Annotated in this window: 23 protein-coding genes and 1 riboswitch; of the genes, 17 read left to right on the top strand and 6 right to left on the bottom strand. The window is 63.7% G+C overall.

Annotated elements, in window-relative coordinates:
- The 16 genes from folE to MSTE_RS02500 all read left to right on the top strand — a co-directional run bounded on the left by folE (position 1) and on the right by MSTE_RS02500 (position 15,381).
- Positions 1 to 615 carry a GTP cyclohydrolase I FolE gene (folE, locus tag MSTE_RS02425; RefSeq protein WP_030095824.1) on the top strand — a complete coding sequence of 205 codons (615 nt, stop codon included), beginning with the start codon at positions 1 to 3 and terminating at the stop codon, positions 613 to 615.
- Complete coding sequence (folP, locus tag MSTE_RS02430) at positions 612 to 1,664, top strand: dihydropteroate synthase (protein WP_096498685.1); 1,053 nt, start codon at positions 612 to 614, stop codon at positions 1,662 to 1,664. The genes folE and folP overlap by 4 nt, the downstream gene beginning before the upstream one ends.
- Complete coding sequence (gene folB / locus MSTE_RS02435) at positions 1,661 to 2,047, top strand: dihydroneopterin aldolase (RefSeq protein ID WP_096498687.1); 387 nt, start codon at positions 1,661 to 1,663, stop codon at positions 2,045 to 2,047. The genes folP and folB overlap by 4 nt, the downstream gene beginning before the upstream one ends.
- On the top strand, positions 2,044 to 2,580 hold the full coding sequence (gene folK, locus MSTE_RS02440; protein ID WP_096498689.1) for a 2-amino-4-hydroxy-6-hydroxymethyldihydropteridine diphosphokinase: 537 nt from the start codon (positions 2,044 to 2,046) through the stop codon (positions 2,578 to 2,580). The genes folB and folK overlap by 4 nt, the downstream gene beginning before the upstream one ends.
- A complete protein-coding gene (locus MSTE_RS02445) occupies positions 2,580 to 3,047 on the top strand; it encodes a DUF3180 domain-containing protein (protein ID WP_096498691.1) in 468 nt (155 codons plus the stop codon). The genes folK and MSTE_RS02445 overlap by 1 nt, the downstream gene beginning before the upstream one ends.
- 70 nt (positions 3,048 to 3,117) lie before the next feature.
- Positions 3,118 to 4,656 (top strand): DUF6779 domain-containing protein, encoded by a 1,539-nt coding sequence (locus MSTE_RS02450; RefSeq protein ID WP_096498693.1) that lies wholly within the window; start codon positions 3,118 to 3,120, stop codon positions 4,654 to 4,656.
- Positions 4,657 to 4,810: 154 nt separating this feature from the next.
- On the top strand, positions 4,811 to 5,764 hold the full coding sequence (locus MSTE_RS02455) for a Rossmann-like and DUF2520 domain-containing protein (protein ID WP_096498695.1): 954 nt from the start codon (positions 4,811 to 4,813) through the stop codon (positions 5,762 to 5,764).
- 9 nt (positions 5,765 to 5,773) lie between these two features.
- Complete coding sequence (panC, locus tag MSTE_RS02460) at positions 5,774 to 6,718, top strand: pantoate--beta-alanine ligase (protein ID WP_096498697.1); 945 nt, start codon at positions 5,774 to 5,776, stop codon at positions 6,716 to 6,718.
- A gap of 13 nt (positions 6,719 to 6,731) precedes the next feature.
- Complete coding sequence (gene panD, locus MSTE_RS02465) at positions 6,732 to 7,154, top strand: aspartate 1-decarboxylase (protein ID WP_046255464.1); 423 nt, start codon at positions 6,732 to 6,734, stop codon at positions 7,152 to 7,154.
- Between the two features lie 2 nt (positions 7,155 to 7,156).
- Positions 7,157 to 7,972, top strand: coding sequence for a type III pantothenate kinase (locus MSTE_RS02470; RefSeq protein ID WP_096498701.1), 816 nt, complete (start codon positions 7,157 to 7,159; stop codon positions 7,970 to 7,972).
- A gap of 64 nt (positions 7,973 to 8,036) precedes the next feature.
- On the top strand, positions 8,037 to 9,539 hold the full coding sequence (gene lysS, locus MSTE_RS02475) for a lysine--tRNA ligase (RefSeq protein WP_096498703.1): 1,503 nt from the start codon (positions 8,037 to 8,039) through the stop codon (positions 9,537 to 9,539).
- Positions 9,540 to 9,713: 174 nt separating this feature from the next.
- On the top strand, positions 9,714 to 10,058 hold the full coding sequence (gene lsr2, locus MSTE_RS02480; RefSeq protein WP_030095813.1) for a histone-like nucleoid-structuring protein Lsr2: 345 nt from the start codon (positions 9,714 to 9,716) through the stop codon (positions 10,056 to 10,058).
- Positions 10,059 to 10,419: 361 nt separating this feature from the next.
- Complete coding sequence (gene clpC1, locus MSTE_RS02485; RefSeq protein WP_096498705.1) at positions 10,420 to 12,954, top strand: ATP-dependent protease ATP-binding subunit ClpC; 2,535 nt, start codon at positions 10,420 to 10,422, stop codon at positions 12,952 to 12,954.
- Between the two features lie 84 nt (positions 12,955 to 13,038).
- Positions 13,039 to 13,671 carry a TetR/AcrR family transcriptional regulator gene (locus tag MSTE_RS02490; protein WP_096498707.1) on the top strand — a complete coding sequence of 211 codons (633 nt, stop codon included), beginning with the start codon at positions 13,039 to 13,041 and terminating at the stop codon, positions 13,669 to 13,671.
- 29 nt (positions 13,672 to 13,700) lie between these two features.
- On the top strand, positions 13,701 to 14,213 hold the full coding sequence (locus tag MSTE_RS02495) for a nitroreductase/quinone reductase family protein (RefSeq protein ID WP_096498709.1): 513 nt from the start codon (positions 13,701 to 13,703) through the stop codon (positions 14,211 to 14,213).
- Positions 14,206 to 15,381: a DUF2306 domain-containing protein gene (locus tag MSTE_RS02500; RefSeq protein ID WP_096498711.1), complete on the top strand. Its 1,176-nt coding sequence runs from the start codon at positions 14,206 to 14,208 to the stop codon at positions 15,379 to 15,381. The genes MSTE_RS02495 and MSTE_RS02500 overlap by 8 nt, the downstream gene beginning before the upstream one ends.
- A 27-nt stretch (positions 15,382 to 15,408) precedes the next feature.
- On the opposite strand, the gene MSTE_RS02505 is transcribed toward MSTE_RS02500, so the two are convergent.
- Genes MSTE_RS02505 through MSTE_RS02525 form a run of 6 tightly spaced genes read right to left on the bottom strand, consistent with a single transcriptional unit; the run spans position 15,409 to position 19,708 of the window.
- A complete protein-coding gene (locus MSTE_RS02505) occupies positions 15,409 to 15,939 on the bottom strand; it encodes a hypothetical protein (RefSeq protein ID WP_157997613.1) in 531 nt (176 codons plus the stop codon).
- A gap of 48 nt (positions 15,940 to 15,987) precedes the next feature.
- Positions 15,988 to 16,155, bottom strand: coding sequence for a hypothetical protein (locus MSTE_RS24885; RefSeq protein WP_157997614.1), 168 nt, complete (start codon positions 16,153 to 16,155; stop codon positions 15,988 to 15,990).
- Positions 16,124 to 16,849, bottom strand: coding sequence for an LLM class flavin-dependent oxidoreductase (locus MSTE_RS02510; protein WP_096498715.1), 726 nt, complete (start codon positions 16,847 to 16,849; stop codon positions 16,124 to 16,126). The genes MSTE_RS24885 and MSTE_RS02510 overlap by 32 nt, the downstream gene beginning before the upstream one ends.
- Before the next feature lie 32 nt (positions 16,850 to 16,881).
- The gene (locus MSTE_RS02515) at positions 16,882 to 17,874 is read right to left on the bottom strand and encodes an ABC transporter substrate-binding protein (protein WP_096498717.1); all 993 of its coding nucleotides are present in this window, start codon (positions 17,872 to 17,874) and stop codon (positions 16,882 to 16,884) included.
- Positions 17,871 to 18,656: an ABC transporter ATP-binding protein gene (locus tag MSTE_RS02520; RefSeq protein WP_096498719.1), complete on the bottom strand. Its 786-nt coding sequence runs from the start codon at positions 18,654 to 18,656 to the stop codon at positions 17,871 to 17,873. Before MSTE_RS02520 ends, MSTE_RS02515 begins: the two co-directional genes overlap by 4 nt.
- Positions 18,656 to 19,708, bottom strand: a complete 1,053-nt coding sequence (locus tag MSTE_RS02525) for a FecCD family ABC transporter permease (RefSeq protein ID WP_096498721.1) — start codon at positions 19,706 to 19,708, stop codon at positions 18,656 to 18,658. Before MSTE_RS02525 ends, MSTE_RS02520 begins: the two co-directional genes overlap by 1 nt.
- Before the next feature lie 105 nt (positions 19,709 to 19,813).
- Positions 19,814 to 20,039, bottom strand: a riboswitch (cobalamin riboswitch).
- Positions 20,040 to 20,211: 172 nt separating this feature from the next.
- Between MSTE_RS02525 and MSTE_RS02530 the strand changes: the two genes are divergently transcribed.
- Positions 20,212 to 20,418: a CbtB domain-containing protein gene (locus MSTE_RS02530; RefSeq protein ID WP_030095805.1), complete on the top strand. Its 207-nt coding sequence runs from the start codon at positions 20,212 to 20,214 to the stop codon at positions 20,416 to 20,418.
- Positions 20,419 to 20,424 lie beyond the last annotated feature (6 nt).

Below are 20,424 nucleotides of genomic sequence, written 5' to 3' on the forward strand. Positions count from 1 at the left end.
ATGAACTCGCCCGAGACGGCCGAGCGTAACGGCCAGCCGGCAGGTCACGTCTTCGACCAGGCGCGTGCCGAGGCGGCGGTCCGTGAGCTGCTCTTAGCGGTTGGTGAGGACCCCGACCGGCATGGGCTGGTGGACACGCCCGCCCGTGTGGCGCGCGCATACAAGGAGATATTCGCCGGTCTCTACACCGACCCGGACACGGTGTTGAACACCACCTTTGACGAACAGCACGACGAGTTGGTGCTGGTGAAATCGATACCGATGTATTCGACATGTGAACATCACCTGGTGTCGTTTCACGGTGTTGCACACGTCGGGTACATCCCCGGCAAGCATGGCCGGGTTACCGGACTATCGAAAATTGCTCGGCTGGTTGATCTTTACGCAAAACGACCTCAGGTGCAGGAGCGGTTGACGGCGCAGATCGCCGACGCGCTGGTGCGCAAGTTGGAGCCGCGCGGCGTGATCGTCGTGGTCGAAGCCGAGCATTTGTGTATGGCCATGCGTGGTGTGCGCAAGCCCGGGGCGACAACAACCACCTCCGCGGTGCGGGGCCAGTTCAAGAGTGACGCCGCCTCGCGGGCCGAGGTTCTCGACCTGATGATGAGGGCATGATCGCCGGCGTGACGGACACCCCCGCACTGACCCATATTCTGGGAGTCGTCAACGTCACCGACGACTCCTTCTCTGACGGTGGGCAATTCGTCAAGCAATCGGACGCGGTGGCGCACGGGCTGGCGCTTGCGTCTGCCGGCGCCGACATTATCGACGTCGGTGGACAGTCGACGCGGCCGGGTGCGACGCCGATCAGGCAGAAGATTGAAATGCAGCGGGTCATCCCGGTGATCAAAGAGCTTGCCAGCCATGGGATCAACGTCAGTGTTGACACCATGCGCGCTGAGGTCGTGGCGGCCGCGGTGGAGGCGGGCGCGAATATGGTCAACGATGTCTCGGGCGGCCGGGCAGATCCGGAGATGGCCCCTCTGATGGCGAGTCTGGGCTTGCCATGGATTCTGATGCATTGGCGCTCAAAAGATTTCATACACACGCCGAGTGCGAAAAACTACGGCGACGTGGTTGTCGATGTATCGCGAGAGCTCATGGAGTCGGTAGAGGTCGCGCTCAAGGCTGGGGTTTCTCAGGACAAGCTGATCCTTGACCCGGGTCTTGGCTTCGCCAAGACAGCCCGTCACAATTGGCTTTTACTCCAAGCGATTCCGGACCTACAGGAGCTGGGTTACCCGATTCTCATCGGCGCCTCCCGGAAACGATTCCTGGGTTCTTTACTCACCGACCTCAAGGGCGTGGAGCGTCCGGCCGATGGGCGTGAAACCGCAACCGCCGTCATCACCGCGCTCGGTGCGCTTCATGAGGTATGGGGTGTACGTGTTCACGACGTCACAGCATCCATGGACGCACTGAAGGTGGTGCGCGCCTGGGAGACCGGCGGTGTAGAGACCATCGAAGAGGACGAGGAAGAGGGTCGCGAACACCTGCCGGAGCAGCAGATCGAGCCCGAACCCACTCCCGCCGCCGATATCGCCCAGGACGAGGTGACCATGGAGGTGACCGTGCGGACCGTTCGGCCCGAACCCAGTAAGACCGCGGGCGGTAAGTGGCGTCGTGAGGTTGCCCAGCGCGGTACCAAGGGTGGCTCGAAATGACCGACCGCATCGAGTTGCGCGGCCTGAAAGTATTTGGATACCACGGAGTTTTCGAGCATGAGCGCCGCGACGGCCAAGAGTTCTCGGTAGACATCACCGTCTGGCTGGACCTTGATACCGCGGCGGCCACGGATCAGCTGACCGACACGCTCGACTACGGGGAACTGGCTCAGCGGGCGGCCGCGATCGTGTCCGGTCCGCCGCGCAATCTCATCGAATCGGTTGCCGGTGCGATCGCCGACGATGTGATGACCGATGCCAGGGTGCATGCTGTGGAAGCGGTGGTGCACAAACCCGATGCGCCAATTCCGTTGACGTTCAGTGATGTTGCGGTGGTGGCCCGCCGTTCCCGGAGATCGCGGCCCGGGGGATCGCCGCAGTGACCCGCGCGGTGCTGTCTATCGGATCCAATCTCGGTGACAGGCTCGCGCACCTGCAATTGGTTGTCGACGCGCTGGGCGCGGATGTGATCGGGGTCTCCCCGGTGTATCAAACCGCACCGTGGGGACCGGTTCCGCAGTCTGACTACTTCAATGCCGTGGTCATCGCGCGGGGGCGTGAGCCGAGGGAGTGGCTCGAGGTGGCGCATCGCCTAGAGCAGTCTGCGCAGCGAGTACGTGTGGAACGTTGGGGCCCGCGAACTCTCGACGTTGACGTGATCAGCTGCAGACAGGATGTCGACGACACCGCGGCGGCCATCGAGATTCTCTCCGAGGATGTGGAGCTCACACTGCCGCATCCCCGCGCGCACGAGCGCGCCTTCGTACTGGTGCCGTGGCTGGCGCTTGATCCGGAGGCTGTACTGACCGTCGAGGGGCGGCTCCGTCCGGTTGCCGATCTGGTGGAAGGTCTAGCCGAAGCCGAACGCGATGGCGTCCGACGCGTGGATGACACCCTGACTGGTCCGGCGGCGTAATGGGGCCCACTCGCATCCGTGAGCTACTGCTGGGCGGCGCCGCCACAGCCGTCCTCGGCTTCTTCTTTGTTTCGGCGGCCTACGGTTCCTTGCCGCCGATCCCCCTGCTTGCGGGTGTTTCGCTGCTGGTTCTCGCGATCGCCGAGGGCGGCTGGGCGTTCTATATCCGCAACAAGGTCACCGACGGTGAGATCGGGGTTGGCACGGGACGTTTGCCGGCGCTTGTGGTGGCACGTTCGGTGGTGGTCGCGAAGGCCTCGGCATGGCTCGGCACGCTGATGACGGGATGGTGGCTGGCGATGCTGGTCTACATCCTGCCGCGGCGCGCGCAACTGGCCGCGGCGGCGGCGGACACACTCGGCGTGTTGATCGCCACCGGTTGTGCGCTGGCGCTCGTGGTCGCGGGGCTGTGGCTACAGCATTGCTGTAAGTCGCCACCCGACCCGCCCGCGAGCCCCGCCCGATAGCACCCGCCCATGTCGAATCGCCGATTCGAGGTCGGCCAGCACACTGCACTGTCCGGGTACAGTCACCCCCATGACGATTCCGACCCGAGCGGCGAAGCCTCGGCGTGGCAGCCGTCGCCCCGGGTGGGCGTTGCTGACCGCGTTGCTGGTGCTGGCGATCGGGTCCGGGATTGCCCTGGTTTTCACCGATAAGGCCATCTATTTACGCGTCGGCTTGTTGCTGGCGTTGTGGGCTGCGGTCATCGCGTCATTCGCCGCGCTGACCTACCGTCGGCAGAGCGATACCGACCAGGCGAAGGTGCGCGACCAGAAACTCGTGTACGACCTGCAGTTGGAGCGGGAGATTTCGGCGCGCCGCGAGTACGAGCTGACGGTTGAGAGCAGATTGCGCCAGCAGCTGGCAGGGGAGATCGAGGCGCAGGCTACCGACGAGATCGCCACCCTGCGCGCTGAGCTCGCCGCGCTGCGCACCAATCTGGAGATCCTTTTCAACACCGAGCTCAGTGAGCGTCCGGCGATCGAGCATGACCCGATTCGCGCGTTGGGGCCCTGGCCGGGAGCCGAGCCCGAGCCCGCACCGAATGTAGGCGCACCGGCTGCCGCATTCACTCACTCAGTCCGCGAGCCGCAACCCGCGCCGACCGCCGAGTACCAGGACGTGACGGCGGTCGAAGAGGACAACCGGACATCGGAGTACCCGATCATCGATGTCGCCGAAGATCCTCATCATGTCGATGAGCAGGAAGCACCTCCCACGCCGCCGTATCCGGCGCCTCCGTATTACGGTGCCGCGCAACCTCACGAGCCCGAGCCGTATCAACAGCCGGTCTCATCCGGTACGCATTGGCGCCCGCAGCCAGAGCCGCATGTTGCCCAGCCCCCGGCGCCGGAGCATGAACCTGCGGTTTCGGCCGCACCGCCCGCCGCGGAATCTGTGCAGCAAGCGTATTGGGCTGCCAAACAAGAGGATTGGGATGCTGCCGCCGACGGTGAGGATTGGGATCCGACGCCCCAGCCCATCGTGCCTCCAGCGCAGGCTGCCCCCCAGCCCGTGTGGAACGCGCCCGCCCCGGAGTGGAACGCCCCGCCTCCGCCGCCTCCGAGTGTCTGGTCTCCGGCACCCGCCGAAGGCCAGTGGTTGCCCCCCGGCACCACCGGAAGCAATTGGGCCTCCAACGAACCCGTACCCGCTCCAGGTCCTTACCAGGCAGAGCCCGTCGTAGGGCGTCATTCTGGATCGCCGTCACGGCACCAGGCCCCGGCCGCGCCCGAGAATGCCGGTGGTGGGCACTGGGCGCCCGAGCCGTCCTACCCGCCGCCTCCGCCCGCCCCGGAACCGTCGAATTATCCGGAGAGCTCCGGGGGTCACCGGGCGCCAGAACCTGAGGAGAAGCGCGGACGCCGCCGGGCCCCAGAACCCGAGGAATCCGACGAGCCGCGCGGTCGACGGCGGGCCCCGGAACCCGAGGAATCGGAAGAGTCGCGCGGCCGGCGCCGGGTCGAGGAAACGGGCGGCTTCTCGGTCGCCGACCTGCTGGGACGTCTCCAAGAAGATCCCTCGGAGTCCTCAGAGTCCGGTGGCGGCCGACGTCGGCGCCGCGAGGACTGACTTCGGCGGATTTCGTCACCGTGCGCGAAAGTGAGCAATCTAACGGCTCAGAGCCCTGCCGGTAGCGCCTCGGTGGGATTAGCCTGCTGATGACCGTCCGGTACCTGCCAGGCAGGACTGGAACGTATCTAGTCTGCGAGGTGTCTCGTTCAGCATGTCTGAGGCTTTCAATGTCGATGGCCAAGCCGATGGGCCACTCGATGGCTTGCGGCCCGCGCGTCTGGCTGTCGGGATCATCTCGGCAGGCCGAGTGGGTACCGCCATCGGTGTCGCGCTGGAGGCGGCGGGCCATTTCGTTGTCGCATGCAGTGCGGTGTCTGATGCCTCGCGTCGGCGTGCCGAGGAACGCCTGCCGGAAAGTCAGGTCCTGTCCGCCCAAGAGGTCGCTCCGCGTGCCGAGCTCTTGATCCTTGCGGTACCGGATCACGAACTGGGGGCCTTGGTCTCGGGGCTCGCCACTACCGGTTCGGTACGGCCCGGAACCATTGTGGTGCATACCTCGGGCGCCAACGGCATCGCGATCCTTGAGCCGTTGACTGCCCTCGGGTGTGTGCCGCTGGCCATCCATCCGGCCATGACCTTCGCGGGCGGTGATGAGGACATTGAACGACTTCCCAATGCCTGCTTTGGAATTACCGCGGCCGACGAGATCGGCTACGCGATCGGTACGGCGCTGGTGCTGGAGATAGGCGGGGAGCCGGTGCGAGTGCGCGAGGACGCCCGCACTCTCTATCACGCCGCCCTGGCGCACGGAAGCAACCACGTGATGACGCTGGTGCTGGATGCGGTTGAGGCGCTGCGATCGGCGCTGTGGGGTCAGGAACTGTTGGGGCAGGAGATCATTGGTGATGGACCAGGCGGGTTGCCCGAACGGATGCTGGCGCCTTTGATACGTGCCGCCGTCACCAATGCGCTGGACCGCGGGCAGTCGGCTCTGACGGGCCCGGTGGCGCGGGGAGACGGCGCCGCCATCGAGCGCCACCTCGATGCGCTTACCGAGGCGGATCCGGCGCTGGCCGAGGCCTACCGCGCCGATGCTCGACGTACTGCGCAGCGGGCGCACGCGCCCCAATCGGTTTTCGCCGCACTGGAACCCCGGACTAGGTAGGGCTGCTTGATGACGAGTTTGTATGGACCGAAGGGGCCGAAGGGCTACCTCAGTGGAGAACTGACCGTTCACCATGATCCCGACACAATGTATGACGTGTCGAAAGCATTGCGGCATACCGGACGCCGGATCATGTTGGTGCCGACCATGGGTGCGCTGCATGAGGGCCATCTGACGCTGGTTCGGCATGCCCGGAAGGTGCCCGGTGCGGTGGTCGTGGTGTCGATCTTTGTCAACCCCTTACAGTTCGGCGCCGGTGAGGATCTCGATGCTTACCCACGTACCCTGGAATCGGATGTCGAAAAGCTACGTGGCGAGGGTGTCGAGCTGGTGTTCGCTCCGAATGCGGAGGCGATGTATCCCCATGGGCAGCGCACCACCGTCCAGCCGGGACCGCTTGGTACCGAACTTGAGGGCGCCTCGCGTCCAACGCATTTCGCTGGGATGCTGACGGTTGTGCTCAAGCTGCTGCAGATCGTTGCTCCCGACCAGGCGTACTTCGGTGAGAAGGACTACCAGCAGCTGGTGCTCATAAGGCAAATGGTCGCCGATCTCAACCTCAAGACGCGCATCGTTCCGATACCGATTGTCCGTGAGGCGGACGGGCTGGCGATGTCCTCGCGGAATGTCTACCTGAGCGAGGAGCACCGCGAGCAGGCCGGCGCGCTGTCGGCTGCTTTACTTGCCGGAATCTATTCAGCCCCGGCCGGTTCGGAATCCGCACTGGACGCGGCCCGCGCGGTACTCGATGCGGTGCCGGCGATCGAGGTGGATTACCTGGAGGTGCGCGGCGCCGATCTGGGCCCCGCACCCGCACAAGGACCCGGCCGCATGCTGGTGGCTGCCAAGCTCGGTACCACCCGGTTACTGGACAACGTTCCGTTGGAATTGGGCGGCGGAATCGACTCCTCCGGACCTGCGGACCCCGATCACGCACTGCCCTGGCGAAACTGACTGGAGGACAATGATGTTCCGCACGATGATGAAATCGAAGATCCATCGCGCCACGGTGACGCATGCCGATCTGCATTACGTAGGTTCGGTCACCATCGATCCCGATCTCATGGAGGCCGCCGACTTGCTCGAGGGCGAGCAGGTCACCATCGTCGATATCGACAACGGTGCTCGGCTGGAGACGTACGCGATCACCGGCACGCGTGGCAGTGGCGTCATCGGGATCAACGGTGCCGCAGCACATCTGGTACATCCTGGGGATCTCGTGATCATCATCGCCTACGGTGTGATGAGTGATGAGGAGGCACGCGCCTTCACGCCGCGCGTGGTGTTCGTCGACTCGGACAACAAGCAGGTTGAGCTGGGCGAGCACTCCGGCGACCCGGCCTACGTACCCGAGAACTTCGGTCTGGTATCGCCCCGCGGTCTGGTGTAGCCGTGCTGCTGGCCATCGACGTACGTAACACCCATACCGTCCTCGGGTTGGTATCGGGCACCGGCGAGCATGCCAAGGTCGTTCAGCACTGGCGGATTCGCACGGAACCCGAGATCACCGCTGATGAGCTGGCCCTCACCATCGACGGACTGATCGGCGATGACAGCGAGACGCTGACCGGCGTCGCGGCACTGTCCACCGTGCCCTCTGTGTTGCACGAAATGCGGGGAATGTTCGATCAGTACTGGTCGGCTGTTCCGCAGGTCCTCATCGAGCCGGGCGTGCGTACGGGCCTGCCGCTGCTCGTCGACAACCCGAAAGAAGTCGGCGCCGACCGAATAGTGAATTGCCTTGCCGCACACAATAGATTTGGTTCGGCATGCATCGTGGTGGACTTTGGATCCTCGATCTGTGTGGATGTGGTGTCGGCCAAGGGTGAATTCCTGGGAGGGGCCATCGCGCCGGGTGTGCAGGTGTCCTCCGATGCCGCAGCCGCCCGCAGTGCGGCCCTGCGGCGGGTGGAGCTGACGCGGCCGCGTTCCGTCGTCGGCAAGAACACAGTCGAGTGCATGCAGGCGGGGGCGGTTTTCGGATTCGCGGGGTTGGTGGACGGGCTCGTCGAGCGGGTGCGTCGGGATATCGAAGGCTTTGGCGGCGCCGGTGCCACGGTGGTGGCCACCGGTCACACGGCCCCGTTGATCCTCCCCGAGACCCATACCGTCGACCGCTACGAGGCGCACCTCACCCTCGACGGTTTGCGACTGGTGTACGAGCGCAACCGGGCTGACCAGCGCGGTAAGCCCCGCTCGGCGAAATAGAATTCTCAGACGTCAGAATCGGCGAAACAGTCTCGGAGAAGCACTACCGCTAAGCTGCCGAGACGTGACTGATCCTGACGCGCAGACCAGCTTGCCGGAACAATTTCGCATCCGGCAGGCCAAGCGCGAGAAGCTGCTCGCCGAGGGTGTTCAACCGTATCCGGTGGAGGTACCCCGAACCCACAGCCTCAAGCAGGTTCGCGATGCGTACGTGGACCTGGAGACGGACACCAGCACGGGTGATCAGGTGGGTGTGTCGGGTCGTGTCATCTTCTCCCGCAATACCGGCAAGCTGTGTTTCGCGACGCTGCAGGAGGGCGAGGGCACCTCATTGCAGGTGATGATCAGCCTCGCCGGCGTCGGTGAGCAGGCTCTGGCCGACTGGAAGACCGACGTGGACCTCGGCGACATCGTGTTCGTACAAGGAGAGGTCATCAGCTCACGCCGAGGCGAACTGAGCGTCTTGGCGGACAGCTGGCAGATGGCTTCCAAGTCGTTGCGTCCGCTTCCCGTTGCTCACAAGGAGATGTCCGAAGAGACCAGAGTGCGCCAGCGATATGTGGATCTCATCGTGCGGCCCGAGGCGCGTCAGATTGCGCGGCAGCGTGTCGCGGTGATGCGCGCCGTTCGTGATGCTCTGCACCGACGGGAATTCCTGGAGTTGGAGACGCCGATCCTGCAGACCCTCGCCGGAGGTGCTGCGGCCCGACCGTTCATTACGCATTCCAACGCGCTCGATATCGACCTGTATCTGCGTATTGCACCGGAACTTTTCCTGAAAAGAGCGCTCGTCGGCGGCTTCGACAAGATTTTTGAGCTCAACAGAGTTTTTCGAAATGAGGGATCAGATTCGACGCATTCTCCCGAATTCGTGATGCTGGAAACATATGAGACGTACGGCACATACGACACCGCTGCAACAATGATTCGCGAGCTCATACAGGAGGTAGCGGACGACGCAATGGGTACCAGGCAGGTGGCGTTGCCCGACGGGTCGACCTACGACTTGGACGGTGAGTGGACGACGATGGAAATGTATCCGTCGTTGTCGGAAGCTCTTGGCGAGGAGATCACCCCTGATACGCCGATTGCCACGCTATGGAAGATCGCGGAGCGAGTGGGCGCAGAGATTCCCACCGACCGCGGCTACGGCCACGGAAAACTCATCGAAGAACTGTGGGAGCACCAGGTCGGTGACAAAATGTACGCACCGACGTTTGTCAGAGATTTCCCAGTTGAGACGTCGCCACTGACTCGTCAGCACCGAAGCATCTCCGGCGTGACCGAGAAGTGGGATTTGTATGTTCGAGGCTTCGAATTGGCAACTGGATACTCGGAGTTGATCGATCCCGTGATTCAGCGTGAAAGGTTCGTTGACCAGGCTCGTTTGGCCGCAGCTGGTGATGATGAGGCGATGAGCCTCGACGAGGATTTCCTCAGTGCGATGGAACACGCAATGCCTCCGGCGGCGGGAACCGGCATGGGTATCGACCGGTTGTTGATGGCACTTACCGGACTGGGAATTCGCGAGACGATCTTGTTTCCGATCGTCCGACCTACGCTTTGATCTACACGTTCGAATTTTTGTCTCGCTTTTCAACTATGAGTCAACTATGCGTGTAGTGAATCGCTTGCCTTGAGTGGAACACGCGCAGCCTTGCGCGTATGTTGAACTTTGCGGCAATCCGTGGCATGTTTGAAGTGGACCAACGGGGGTTCCGCTTTTGGAAGGACAAAGGGAATGGCTAAGAAGGTCACGGTTACGCTTGTCGATGACGTCGATGGCGAGGCGCCAGCCGACGAGACCGTTGAATTCGGTATTGACGGCGTGACTTACGAGATCGACCTTTCTTCTAAGAATGCAGAGAAGCTGCGTAATCAGCTCACTACATGGGTCGAACATGCTCGTCGCGTCAGTGGGCGCCGTCGTGGCCGGGGGAGTTCGGGGTCGGGTCGCGGTCGCGCGAGCATCGATCGTGAGCAGAGTGCCGCGATCCGTGAGTGGGCGCGCAAGAACGGTCACAATGTGTCCTCACGTGGCCGCATTCCCGCCGAAGTTGTCGACGCGTTCAACGCCGCCAACTAAGGCCGCCAACTAAGACCTCCGCCTAAACCCGTCGACTTGCGGGTCCCCCGGGAATTTCGCTTACGGCGAAGTCGGATCAAAATCGGAAACGTTTTCACCGCATCTGGCGTTGTTCGGTTGCCTAACAAGCACCGCCGGGTGCGGTGATTCGCATTTTTGGGGACGGTTCCTCCGGGTTCCGACGGGTTCCGCTGAGTACCCGGGAGCCATCTCCAGGTATGCGAGCACCGCGCCGACTACGGCCGACCACTAGAGTGGCGATTAGGTCCTAGTGCCAGCGGGGATGAGCCGTTTGGGGGGAGCCCCGAGCGGCACGATGAACCGCTTGCGCAAAGGCCGGACGAGGAAGCGAGGGAGACCGATGTTCGAGAGATTCACTGACCGCGCACGGCGGGTGGTCGTGCTGGCCCAAGAAGAGGCCCGCATGCTCAATCACAACTACATCGGCACCGAGCACATCCTGCTGGGTCTGATTCACGAGGGCGAGGGCGTCGCCGCCAAGTCGCTGGAGTCGCTGGGTATTTCCCTGGAAGGGGTGCGCAGCCAGGTCGAGGAAATCATCGGCCAGGGGCAGCAGGCACCGTCCGGGCACATCCCCTTCACGCCGCGCGCCAAGAAGGTGCTGGAACTGAGCCTGCGCGAGGCGCTGCAGCTCGGCCACAACTACATCGGCACCGAGCACATCCTGCTGGGCCTCATCCGTGAAGGTGAAGGCGTCGCGGCTCAGGTGCTCGTCAAGCTGGGTGCCGAGCTGACCCGGGTGCGTCAGCAGGTCATCCAGTTGCTGAGCGGCTACCAGGGTAAGGAGACCACCGAATCCGGTACCGGCGGCCGTGGTGGCGAGGCTGGAACTCCGTCGACCTCCCTGGTTCTCGACCAGTTCGGCCGCAACCTGACCGCCGCCGCCATGGAAGGCAAGCTTGACCCGGTCATCGGCCGGGAAAAGGAAATCGAGCGGGTCATGCAGGTGCTGAGCCGGCGCACCAAGAACAACCCGGTGCTTATCGGTGAGCCCGGTGTCGGCAAGACCGCCGTTGTCGAGGGCCTGGCACAGGCCATCGTGCACGGTGAGGTGCCCGAGACCCTGAAGAACAAGCAGCTGTACACCCTGGACCTCGGGTCCCTGGTGGCCGGCAGCCGCTATCGCGGTGACTTCGAGGAACGCCTCAAGAAGGTGCTCAAGGAGATCAACACCCGCGGCGACATCATCCTGTTCATCGATGAGCTGCACACGCTGGTCGGGGCGGGCGCGGCCGAGGGCGCGATCGATGCGGCCTCCATCCTCAAGCCCAAGCTGGCCCGTGGCGAGCTGCAGACGATCGGTGCGACCACCCTCGACGAGTACCGCAAGTACATCGAGAAGGACGCCGCACTGGAGCGCCGTTTCCAACCGGTGCAGGTGGGTGAGCCGACCGTTGAGCACACCATCGAGATCCTCAAGGGTCTGCGTGACCGCTATGAGGCGCACCACCGGGTGTCCATCACCGACGGCGCGCTGGTCGCGGCGGCCACTCTGGCCGACCGGTACATCAACGACCGGTTCTTGCCGGACAAGGCGATCGACCTGATCGATGAGGCCGGTGCTCGCATGCGCATCCGCCGGATGACCGCTCCGCCAGACCTGCGCGAGTTCGACGAGAAGATCGCCGATGCGCGCCGGGAGAAGGAGTCGGCGATCGACGCCCAGGATTTCGAGAAGGCCGCGCGACTGCGCGACTCCGAGAAGCAACTGGTCGCGCAGCGGGCAGATCGCGAAAAGCAGTGGCGTTCAGGTGATCTGGATGTTGTGGCCGAGGTCGATGATGAGCAGATCGCCGAGGTGCTGGGTAACTGGACCGGTATCCCGGTGTTCAAGTTGACCGAGGAGGAAACCACTCGGCTGCTGCGCATGGAGGATGAACTGCACAAGCGGATCATCGGCCAGGAAGACGCCGTCAAGGCTGTCTCGAAGGCTATCCGCCGTACGCGTGCAGGTCTGAAGGACCCGCGGCGCCCCTCGGGTTCGTTCATCTTCGCCGGCCCGTCCGGTGTCGGCAAGACCGAACTGTCCAAGGCGCTGGCCAACTTCCTGTTCGGCGACGACGACGCGCTCATCCAGATCGACATGGGTGAGTTCCACGACCGTTTCACCGCTTCAAGGCTTTTCGGTGCTCCTCCGGGATACGTCGGATACGAGGAGGGTGGCCAGCTCACCGAGAAGGTGCGTCGCAAGCCGTTCAGCGTCGTGCTGTTCGACGAGATCGAGAAGGCTCACCAGGAGATCTACAACACCCTGTTGCAGGTCCTCGAGGACGGACGTCTTACCGACGGCCAGGGTCGCACAGTCGATTTCAAGAACACGGTGCTGATCTTCACCTCTAACCTGGGCACTTCGGACATCTCGAAGGCCGTGGGTCTCGGGTTCTCCGAGGGCGGCGGTGGCTCGAACTACGAGCGGATGAAGCAGAAGGTCAACGACGAGCTCAAGAAGCACTTCCGGCCTGAGTTCCTGAACCGCATCGATGACATCATCGTCTTCGAGCAGCTGACGCAGGAACAGATCATCGAGATGGTCGATCTGATGATCGGACGGGTGGGCAAGCAGCTCAAGGCCAAGGACATGGCGATGGAGCTCTCCGACAAGGCCAAGGCGCTGCTGGCCAAGCGTGGGTTCGATCCGGTGTTGGGTGCGCGGCCGCTGCGTCGGACCATCCAGCGCGAGATCGAGGACACCCTTTCGGAGAAGATCCTCTTCAACGAGGTCGGTCCCGGCGAGCTGGTCACGGTCGACGTCGAAGGCTGGGACGGCGAGGGTGCCGGCGAGGACGCGAAGTTCACCTTCGTCGGCCGTCCGAAGCCCGCACTGGTCACCGGCGAAGAGCCCGCCGCAGACTTGGCGGCCTCCGCCTCGGAGTAGTCGGTTCTGTTCGAACGCCCGGTTGCCGCATCACGCGGCGGCCGGGCGTTCGGCGTTTCCGGGTGAGCTGCGTAGGGTCGGGGAATGGACATCAGTTCTGAGCCGTCGGCGCGGGGTGAGCGTCGTCGGATACGCACTCGCACAGCGTTGTTGAATGCTGCGGAGAGCCTGTTGTCACAGCGTTCGGCCGATGCTGTGCGCATGGAGGACGTTGCCGAGGTGGCGGGCATCTCTCCGGCTTCGGTATACGTCCATTTCGGTACGAAGGATGCGCTGGTGTCGGCGGTCATACAGCGCCTGCTCGAGATGTCGATGGCTGAGCTAACCGCCGCTTACTCAAGTGAGGGAACGGCATTCGAACAGGTGCGGCAGGCAGGGCTGGCCTATATGCGACTCCTGATCGATCACCCGGCCTTGACGCGGTATCTGTCTTTGAACGCGATCGGTGGACCGGCCAACCCCTTCGACGAGGAGGTCGCCGAGCCTGTCGCCGCGCTGCGGACGGCCTTCGAGGAGCGCATCCAAGCTGCGGTGGACAGTGGTGAGATCCGCCCGCTGGACAGCCGATTGCTCTCGTACTTTCTGTTTGGCGCATGGAACGGGGTGGCCGCGCTGGCGCTGCGAGAGGACGGTGCTCGGCTCACCGCGCAGGAGGTGGAGGACTGTCTGGTGCAAGCGCGTGAGCTACTGACCTGGGGTGTTGCCCCCATTGCTTAATTTAGAGTCTGACTCTAAACTTCTCGCCCATGACGTCCACAACGCTCCGGCGGGTTGATCCCACCGAACGCGCCGCGCCGGCGCGGCGTGCTTACGTCGCCTTCCTGGGGACTCGTGTGGGGCGCTGGACTGCGATCAACATCGCACCGAAGGCGGACCCGTGGCTGCTGACGATCTCGGGTGGACGTGTGGGTATGGCCTTGATACTGCCGTCCACACTGCTCACCACCAGGGGAGCTAAGACTGGGCGGGCGCGGAGCAACGCGGTGCTGTATTTCAACGACGGCGCGGATGTCATCGTGATTGCCTCCAGTTACGGCAGGGAGAGCAATCCGTCCTGGTACTACAACCTCACGACGCACCCGGCGGTCACAGTCGGCGATGGGCAGTCCATGACGGCAACTGAGGTAGCGGAGGAGTCTGAGCGAATCCGGTTGTGGAGCTTGGCCGACCGGATCTACCCTCTGTTCGCCGACTACCGGGTGCGCGCCGCGGCGTCTGGCCGCACCATCCCGATTATCCGACTGAGTGAAAATGCCTGAAACAAAAGAGCTCTCGATATCGCGAGTGTTCTACGTCGCGACGGCGGCGGTGGCCATCCTGTACATCCCGCTGGCCGTCAATTACACCTGGCCGCTGTTTTTTCCCGGGGCGCCCCGGCTGCAGGACGGGTTGAACACCCTGATCAATGGCCACGCCTACGCCGTGGGAGAGGGCTCGGTTGAGGCAGTCCGCCACGTCGACTACGCCCAGCATCGAACCGTGATGGCGGTGCACACCACCCTGGGCGCTATCGCCTTGGGGTTGGCGATGTTTCAATTCTCTACTGGACTGCGTTCCCGGTATCCGGCCGCGCATCGATGGATGGGTAGGGCCTACCTGGCGTTGATGAGCGTCAGCATGTTGACGGCGATCATCTTCCTGGTGGCAGCACCGTATGTCGGACACTTCATCGGCCGGGCCTTCGATCTGCAGCTGTGGGCATTGGCGCTGGGCACCTTGGGTAGTTCGTGGTTCGCGTTGTACGCGATCCGGAATCGCGACGTGATCACCCACCGCGCGTGGATGGGTTACGGCATCGCGTTGATGATGACGGCACCACTGCTCAGGGTGCTGTGGATCGGTCTGCAGCCGATCGTCCCCCAGCATGATCTGCTGACCAACCTCGGTGCCAGCGCCATAGTGCTTGGCGTCGCAGCCCCTTTCGGCGCCGCAGCCGCCTTCGTGTTGACGCAGCCTGTCAGGGCGAGGGTTTGTGTGCCGAGTTCCGCGTCTTCGACATACGCATGGATCGTGGGAGTGGCAGTACTGGGGTCGGCCGGCTACGCCGCGCTGGCGTCGCGCCTGCCCGATTCCATTCCGCGCTCGCTGGCTGCCTACCACGTGGTACCGGTGTGGATCGCCATCGTGATCACTCTTACCGGTGTGTGGCACGCTCGCGTGCGCGATGACGGTGCGCGCGAACAGCGCTGGCGTTGGCTGCTGTGCGGTGTGGCGAGCGCTCCCGTCGCGGCCTGCCTGACTGTCCTGGTCAGTGCGCCGGTGTACACGGCACCGGACGCAGTCATCGCGGGTGGGATGGTGGGTGCACCCGGACCGATAGCCGTCGCCTTCGCGCTCATTGTCTACGTCGCCGCGCGCCGGGTATCACGACCGACCGCCCAACCACAAGACTCGGTTCCATCGGTACGGGAGCCCGTCTCGCGGTGACCTCAGCTGGCGCTGTCAGGCTCAGCCTCACTGTCGCGGCTCTCCGTTCTCGTCGTAGAACTGCGGGTACAACCGCGCCCGTGTGGCTTTTATCTGGGCCCAGTACTCGTCATCGGACAGCTGTATCCAGTCGCGGAACTCCACGAAGGGAACGGCCCGCCCTCCCGACACATAGTCGACGTAGAAGTGATATTCGCCGGGACTATGCGGGATCACCTCGTCGGCGATGAGAGCGCGCGCACCAGTCATGTGATTGGTCCAGCTGACTTGAACCGAGCGAGATTCGGCGACAAACAACATCGCCATCTCGGCCGGTTTTCCGGCCCGGTAGCCGAGGCGTCGCAGCTTCTCCTTGTCGAATGAGTCGGTGGCGGAACCGTTCTGAGCGAATACCTTCCATGCCACCTCGCCTGCAACAGAGGCGAGGAAATGTTGATCGATGATGCGAACCAGTACATCCCCAAGCCGCGCGTCGTCTCCGAACTTCCACACTTCAGCATGTGATTCGACGTCATCGCCCATCGCGACACTCTGACGATCGATATGAATGTGCATCACACCTCAACGATCCCATGCAGGCTCTCGGCAAAGCTGTTGCTCGACGTATCAGTTTCGCAGCAGGGGCCTTAGTTCTTGCCCCAGGCTGTGGATGTATCCGAGAAGATCGGGCTCGTTTCCGGTGGGGGATGCGATGAAGTCTGTGACCCCTAGGTCGCGTAACGCGAGCAGCTGTCCGGCGACCTCATCGGCGTTGCCGCCGATACCCGGAGTCAAAGGATATCCCGGGATAATGGCCCGGGTCGCTGGCGATGAGCTGGGCGGCTCCGGGGCCGACACTGATGGTGCGGCTCAGAAAGATTCGGTGATCTGGGCCGGGATCGATGAGAGCGCGGTGCGCGGCGATGCTCTCGGCGGGAACCATGCTGGTCAACAACGTGCCATCGCCCAGACGGCTGGCCAGCCGCAGCGAGCGGGGACCGTTCGCGCCGATCATGATGGGCAATGGTTCCGCGGGCGGCCAGTCCAGCCGGACCTGATTCAGCCGCACATACCGTCCGGAGGAATTGACCTCCTTGCCTGCCAAAAGATCTCGCAATGCGACCACGTACTCCTCGAGCAAGGTCAGGGGCGAGTCGACCTTGGCGCCGATCTGTGCCATATGTGGCTGCCAGCCGTGCCCGATCCCCGGTAACACTCTGCCGGGGAAGTTGCGGGCCAGGATGCTGTAGTCCATCGCCGCCGTCACGACGTTGCGCACCGGCGCCGACAGGAAGCCGGTACCCACACTTATTCGATCGGTGGCTGCCAGCGCCAGGGCGGCGTATGCGATCGATGTGGTGGCGAAGCAGTCCTCGCAGACCCACAGCTGGTCGAGTCCGGCGGCATCGGCGGCACGCGCGATGTCAGGGAGTCGCTCCGGTGGGAGCGATGGCGGCACCATCAGGCCTAGAGAGGCTAGCGAGCTCATGAAGTCACCCCAGCCGCAGCCGTCGACGTTCGTCAGAATCCCTTGTCGCGCAGATAGTTCGCAAGAGTGACGATGGCGTCCGGGTTACGCGGCCCCTCGACCAGCGCGGCGTACGGCAGCACGAGGAAGTTCCCGTCGCGGACCGCTTGGGTGTGCTTCATGAGGGGCTGCGTCTTGAGCAGGTTGATCTTTGCGTTCGCCGTGTTGTTCGGGCCCACCCCGTAGTCGCAGATGATGATCACCTGCGGATCGCGCTGGGCGGCGGTTTCCCACGCGGAGGTAGTCCAGCTGTCGTTGAGGTCTGCGAAGACGTTGCGACCGCCGGCCTTCTCGATGATCTGTTGTGGCGCGGCGTTCTTGCCCGAGGTGAATGGCTCTGCCTCGCCGCTGTCATACAGAAAGACGCGTGCGGGTGGCCGGCCGTGCGGAACACGGGACTGTACGTCGTCGATGTTCTTGCGGTAGTTGGTGATCAGCGATGCGGCGCGGTCCTGTACCCCGAAGATGACCCCCAGATTGGTCAGGTCCTCATAGAGGGCATCGAGGGGAGGCTTGATACCGCGCCGCACGGTTCCGGGCTGGCGGCATGCCTCGGTCAACTGATAGGGCACCGACCCGATGGAACGCACCCAATCGGGGGTGAGGCCGGAGGTTTCGTTGAATCCGTAGCTCCACCCGGCGAACACGAGGTCGGGGCGGGCGGCTTGCACGGCTTCACGGGTGAATCCTTGGCCCAGATTTGTGGTGGATTCGAACTGTGCCTTCCATGGCGAGCTTTCGACGTCTCGATCCTGTCCGGCGTCGATGAAGTAGCCGGCCATCCGGTCCTGCAGGCCGAGCGCGAACAGGAGTTCGGTAACCCCGGTGTCATTGCTGACGGCTCGGGTGACTGGCACCGAAACGTCCAGTGGTGCACCGCAGTTCTCGACGGCCACCCGCGCCGTTCCGGGGCTTTGTGCCTCGATGGTCGCGCAGCTTGCCGACAGTAACGACATCGCGACCGCCAAACCGGTGAGTGCCTTCATTCCTTATCCTGCCTCTCTGGCTGAGCATCGAAGATGATCTGTGGGACGCCGCTTCGTGGATGGGCGATGACGTGGCAACCGATGCCGAACCAGCGGCCGATGGACTCGGTGGTGATCACCTCGTCGGGTGATCCCGACAGCACCACGTGTCCCTTGGCCATGATGTGGATCGTGTCGCAGTACTGTGCCGCGAGATTGAGATCGTGTAGTGCGGCGATGACGGTAATACCCAGTGTCCGAGCCGAACTGAGTATCGAGTATTGATGGCGCACATCCAGATGATTCGTCGGCTCGTCTAGCACCAGGACGCGCGGCTGTTGTGCGAGAGCACGGGCTATGAGAACTCGCTGACGTTCGCCACCCGAGAGGGAACTGAACTTGCGGTGGGCGAGGGCCGTCACGTCCGCCGTCTCGGTGGCCTCCGCGCAGATGCGGCGGTCCAGTTCGGAGGTGCCGCGCAGGGACGTGCCGTGCGGTAGCCGGCCGGTGGCGATGACTTCGGCGGACGTGAAATCAAAGTCCAAGGACATGTCCTGGGTGAGTGCCGCCACCTGACGAGCGTTCTCCCGCATGCTGATTGCCCGCACCGACACGCCACTGACCGTGACGTCACCGGTGGCCGGGGCAAGGGCGCGATAGAGGCAGCGCAGGGTCGTCGACTTACCACTGCCGTTGGGGCCGACGATGCCGACAAATCCACCGGCCCCGATCTCGAGGTCGATGTCGGAAACGATCCGAGTACCCCCGATATCGACCGAGACATTCCGGTAGGTGACGTCCATCAGCCCACCGCTCCTGCGGACATCGCACGGCGACGCATCAACCCGACGAAGACGGGTACTCCGACTGCCGCCGTGATCGCCCCCAGGGGCAGTTCTTGCGGCGGAATCGCGGTCCGTGCAACGAGGTCGGCGGCCACAAGGAAGCATGCGCCCAGCACCGGAGCCACGATCAAGACCCGCCGATGATCCGCCCCGACCAGCAACCGCGCCGCGTGTGGAATGACCAGCCCCACGAATCCGATTGCTCCGCAGATGGATACAAAACATCCGGTCATGGCGGCGGACAGCACGAACAGCGCCACCCTGAAGCGGCCGGCGTGCAAACCCAGCGACGCGCTCACCTCGTCACCCATGGCGAGGGCGTTGAGCTGGCGTGCGAGCCCTGCAACGCACAGGAAGCCGATCACGGTCGCCGCGAGCGCTACCGGCACCTTGTCCCATGACGACGCCCCCAAGCTGCCGAGCAGCCAGAACATCACACTGCGCGCCGCTTCGCCGTTCGGCGCCAAGAACACCAGCACGGTTGTCACCGCGGACAGGCCATACCCCACCGCAGTGCCCACCAGTACCAGCCGCAGAGGTATCAGACCCTGTGGGGTACGGGCGATTTGGTAGACAAGCGCGGTTGCTGCGAGCGCCCCCAATGAGGCCGAAAGTGAGAGTGCGTACACGCCGAGGGTGCCGAGTACTCCGTAGACCACGACCGCGGTGGCCCCCACCGAGGCGCCCGAGGAGATGCCCAGAACGTACGGATCGGCCAGTGCGTTGCGGACCATGGCCTGCACGAGCACACCCACCACGGCCAGCCCCGCACCGACGAGGATCGCGAGAATCACCCGCGGCAGCCGGGACTCGACAACGATTCGGTAGTTCGCGGCGTCGGCGGCCGGCACCGAGCCGCCGGTCGCACCCGCCCAGAGGAAATGCAGACAGTCGCGCCATGGCACGTCGGCGGTGCCGAAGGCGAGTGCCGTCACCGACAGCAGCAGTAGCGCTGCCAGACCGCCGACCGCAGCCAGGAACACCGGCCGTCCGCGCTGTGCTGCGAGCATCGATCTTCCTGTGTCGTCGGGTCGCCGACACTTCGGGCATGACGGATACGCCACGTAGGCATTACCCACCAGGCGGGCCCTCGGCACTGGCGAATGACCGCACCAGGAGGTGCGGCCGCGTTGGCAGGTCTTCGGACTCGTGGACTCGAGGCTCATCTACGAGCCTCACCTACCGGCGGCCGCTTCCCGGGGCTTAACCCAGTGCTTCTAGTGCCGCTGTCGTTTCCACATACCGCTGCGGGGCAGTTCCGGATTCACACCGGATTCCCTCTTGCGATCTCCAGGAGCGCTTCTTTGTGCTCGTGGAGAAACCAACGCGAGGCCAAAACTATCACTCGAACGCGCAGACCAGCCGCGTCGACTAAGCTCAGTTCGTCCTTCGACAGGACGGGAACCTGGTGTGATCCCAGGACGGTCGCGCCACTGTAAAAGTCAGACCCCGACCTGTCGATTCCAGAAGACGACGATCGGACCCGGGACGCGGTATCCCGAAAAGGAGCAACATGGCACACACAACGTCCGCCAGCCATCCGGTTGCGGTGTCGATTCCCCAGGCTGCGCTGTGGTTGAGCGTGACCACCCTCTTCGGGCTGCTCGCCTATTACTTCATCGGCATCGACCAGGGTGCGGTGTCGATCTTCGGTAGCGATATGCACGTTCACGAGTTCGTGCATGACGCCCGCCATCTGCTCGGCTTCCCCTGCCACTAGCAGCGG

The sequence above is a fragment of the [Mycobacterium] stephanolepidis genome (assembly GCF_002356335.1).
Taxonomy (GTDB): domain Bacteria; phylum Actinomycetota; class Actinomycetes; order Mycobacteriales; family Mycobacteriaceae; genus Mycobacterium; species Mycobacterium stephanolepidis.

Excerpts from the sequence above, each read along its gene's own strand:
- MSTE_RS02525 (WP_096498721.1), bottom strand. The coding sequence starts at position 19,708 with ATGCTCGCAGCACAGCGCGGACGGCCGGTGTTCCTGGCTGCGGTCGGC.
- MSTE_RS02500 (WP_096498711.1), top strand. The coding sequence starts at position 14,206 with ATGCCTGAAACAAAAGAGCTCTCGATATCGCGAGTGTTCTACGTCGCG.
- panD (WP_046255464.1), top strand. The coding sequence starts at position 6,732 with ATGTTCCGCACGATGATGAAATCGAAGATCCATCGCGCCACGGTGACG.
- MSTE_RS02445 (WP_096498691.1), top strand. The coding sequence starts at position 2,580 with ATGGGGCCCACTCGCATCCGTGAGCTACTGCTGGGCGGCGCCGCCACA.
- folB (WP_096498687.1), top strand. The coding sequence starts at position 1,661 with ATGACCGACCGCATCGAGTTGCGCGGCCTGAAAGTATTTGGATACCAC.
- panC (WP_096498697.1), top strand. The coding sequence starts at position 5,774 with ATGACGAGTTTGTATGGACCGAAGGGGCCGAAGGGCTACCTCAGTGGA.
- clpC1 (WP_096498705.1), top strand. The coding sequence starts at position 10,420 with ATGTTCGAGAGATTCACTGACCGCGCACGGCGGGTGGTCGTGCTGGCC.
- folP (WP_096498685.1), top strand. The coding sequence starts at position 612 with ATGATCGCCGGCGTGACGGACACCCCCGCACTGACCCATATTCTGGGA.
- MSTE_RS02510 (WP_096498715.1), bottom strand. The coding sequence starts at position 16,849 with ATGAGCTCGCTAGCCTCTCTAGGCCTGATGGTGCCGCCATCGCTCCCA.
- MSTE_RS02450 (WP_096498693.1), top strand. The coding sequence starts at position 3,118 with ATGACGATTCCGACCCGAGCGGCGAAGCCTCGGCGTGGCAGCCGTCGC.
- MSTE_RS02515 (WP_096498717.1), bottom strand. The coding sequence starts at position 17,874 with ATGAAGGCACTCACCGGTTTGGCGGTCGCGATGTCGTTACTGTCGGCA.
- folE (WP_030095824.1), top strand. The coding sequence starts at position 1 with ATGAACTCGCCCGAGACGGCCGAGCGTAACGGCCAGCCGGCAGGTCAC.
- MSTE_RS02495 (WP_096498709.1), top strand. The coding sequence starts at position 13,701 with ATGACGTCCACAACGCTCCGGCGGGTTGATCCCACCGAACGCGCCGCG.
- MSTE_RS02455 (WP_096498695.1), top strand. The coding sequence starts at position 4,811 with ATGTCTGAGGCTTTCAATGTCGATGGCCAAGCCGATGGGCCACTCGAT.
- MSTE_RS02530 (WP_030095805.1), top strand. The coding sequence starts at position 20,212 with ATGGCACACACAACGTCCGCCAGCCATCCGGTTGCGGTGTCGATTCCC.
- lsr2 (WP_030095813.1), top strand. The coding sequence starts at position 9,714 with ATGGCTAAGAAGGTCACGGTTACGCTTGTCGATGACGTCGATGGCGAG.
- MSTE_RS02520 (WP_096498719.1), bottom strand. The coding sequence starts at position 18,656 with ATGGACGTCACCTACCGGAATGTCTCGGTCGATATCGGGGGTACTCGG.
- MSTE_RS02490 (WP_096498707.1), top strand. The coding sequence starts at position 13,039 with ATGGACATCAGTTCTGAGCCGTCGGCGCGGGGTGAGCGTCGTCGGATA.